This window comes from Nocardia pseudovaccinii NBRC 100343, assembly GCF_001613225.1.
Lineage (GTDB): Bacteria > Actinomycetota > Actinomycetes > Mycobacteriales > Mycobacteriaceae > Nocardia > Nocardia pseudovaccinii.
The window spans coordinates 1-1,816 of sequence record NZ_BDBY01000074.1 but is presented as its reverse complement, the minus strand read 5'-3'; the positions used below and the strand labels follow the sequence as shown (position 1 = coordinate 1,816).

The 1,816-nt window shown below is 67.2% G+C and carries 1 protein-coding gene and 1 pseudogene; both read left to right on the top strand.

The window, feature by feature from the left end; genetic code table 11:
- Nucleotides 1–164: 164 nt before the first annotated feature.
- Nucleotides 165–1,000 (top strand): annotated as a pseudogene (locus NP3_RS08535) (mycofactocin-coupled SDR family oxidoreductase).
- Nucleotides 1,001–1,009: 9 nt separating this feature from the next.
- The coding region (locus tag NP3_RS08530) for an MFS transporter (protein ID WP_157124191.1) at nucleotides 1,010–1,816 on the top strand (807 nt) is incomplete at its 3' end.

Genomic DNA, 1,816 nt, shown 5'->3' with positions numbered 1-1,816 from the left:
GAGCCGCGGGTGTCGGCCGCGCCGATCGACCTGCTCGCCGCCAGCGGCGTGAGCGGTGCGGCGCGCTACGGCGCGATAGCCGTTGCCGCCGTGCTGGCGACCGTTCTGCTTTTGCTTCGCCGTCGGCACCGGGCCGACGGCCATGAACCCAGGGAGTGATACCGATGACCGGACGAGTAGCGGGCAAGGTCGCCTTCATCACGGGGGCAGCGCGCGGTCAGGGGCGCAGCCATGCGGTGAAACTGGCGCAGGAGGGTGCCGACATCATCGCCGTGGACGTCTGTAAGCAGCTCGACGGCGTCACCATTCCGATGTCGACACCGGATGACCTGGCCGAAACGGTCGCACTGGTCGAGGCGACCGGCCGCCGCATCATCGCGGTCGAGGCCGATGTGCGCGATCTGGAGACCATGCAGGCCGTGTCGACGACGGCGTCGCACAACTCGGTCGCCTGGACATCGTGGTGGCCAATGCCGGGTTGGCCAGCGATGGCGATGCGATGGACAAAATGAGCGAACAGACTTGGCGCGACATGATCGACGTCAATATGACCGGTGTCTGGATGACCACCCGGGTCTCGGTGCCGCACATCGTCGCGGGCGGTCGCGGCGGGTCGATCCTGCTCACCAGCTCGATCGGCGGCCTGCGCGCCGTTCCGAATATCGGCCACTACGCCGCCGCCGAGCACGGTGTCATCGGCATCATGCGCTCGCTGGCAATGGAGTTGGGGGACAAGAACATTCGCGTCAACGCGATCTGCCCCACGAATGTGGCGACGCCGATGCTGCTCAACGAGCCCACCTTCCGCATGTTCCGACCGGATCTGGAGAATCCGACCGTCGACGACTTTATCCCCGTCGCGCAGATGTTCCATGTGCTGCCGATCGCCTGGGTGGAGCCGGAAGATATCAGCAACGCCGTGCTGTTCCTGGCGTCCGACGAGGCCCGCTACATCACCGGGGTGGCATTACCGGTCGACGGCGGCATGATGCTCAAGTAGGGGCAGGACATGGATTCCACCGCGACACGGTTGTCCGTCATGCAGCGGTGGGCGCTGATGCTGTCCTGTGCCGCGGTGGCGCTGGTCGTCGCTTCGATGGCCGCGCTCTACACCGCGTTGCCCGAGATCGCCGCGGCCACCGGCGCCACCCAGCAGCAACTGACCTGGATCGTGGACGGCTACACCCTCGCACTGGCCTGTCTGGTGCTGCCCGGCGGCGCATTGGGGGACCGATACGGACGCCGCACGATGCTGCTTACCGGTCTCGGGGTGTTCGCACTGTTTTCCGCTGTGCCGCTGCTGTTCGACGGTCCGATATGGCTGATCGCGGCTCGTTCGGCGGCCGGTGTCGGCGCCGCGCTGGTGATGCCGTCGACGCTGTCGCTGCTCACCGCCGGATTGCCGGAGGGAAGGCGCGGCGTCGCCGTCGGGATGTGGGCCGGTTCCGTGGGTATGGGCGCGGTGGGCGGGATCCTCGTCTCCGGTCTGCTGTTGCAGTTCTGGACCTGGCTTTCGATCATGGCGGCGATGAGCGCGTGCAGCGCGCTGCTTGCCGCCACCGGATGCGTCATCCCCGAATCGATCGCGTCGGCACGGCCCGGTTTCGACCCGTGGGGCACGGTGACCTCGGCAATCGGCGTCGGCATGATCGTGGCGGCGGCCACCGAGACGCCGCAGCTCGGCTGGTCGCATCCGTTGGTGATCGGTGCCGCCATCGGTGGCATCGTGTCGCTCGCGGCATTCGCGCTGATCGAATTGCGAGTGGCGCATCCGCTGCTCGACGTCCGGTTGTTCGCCGATCGTCGATTCGGCACC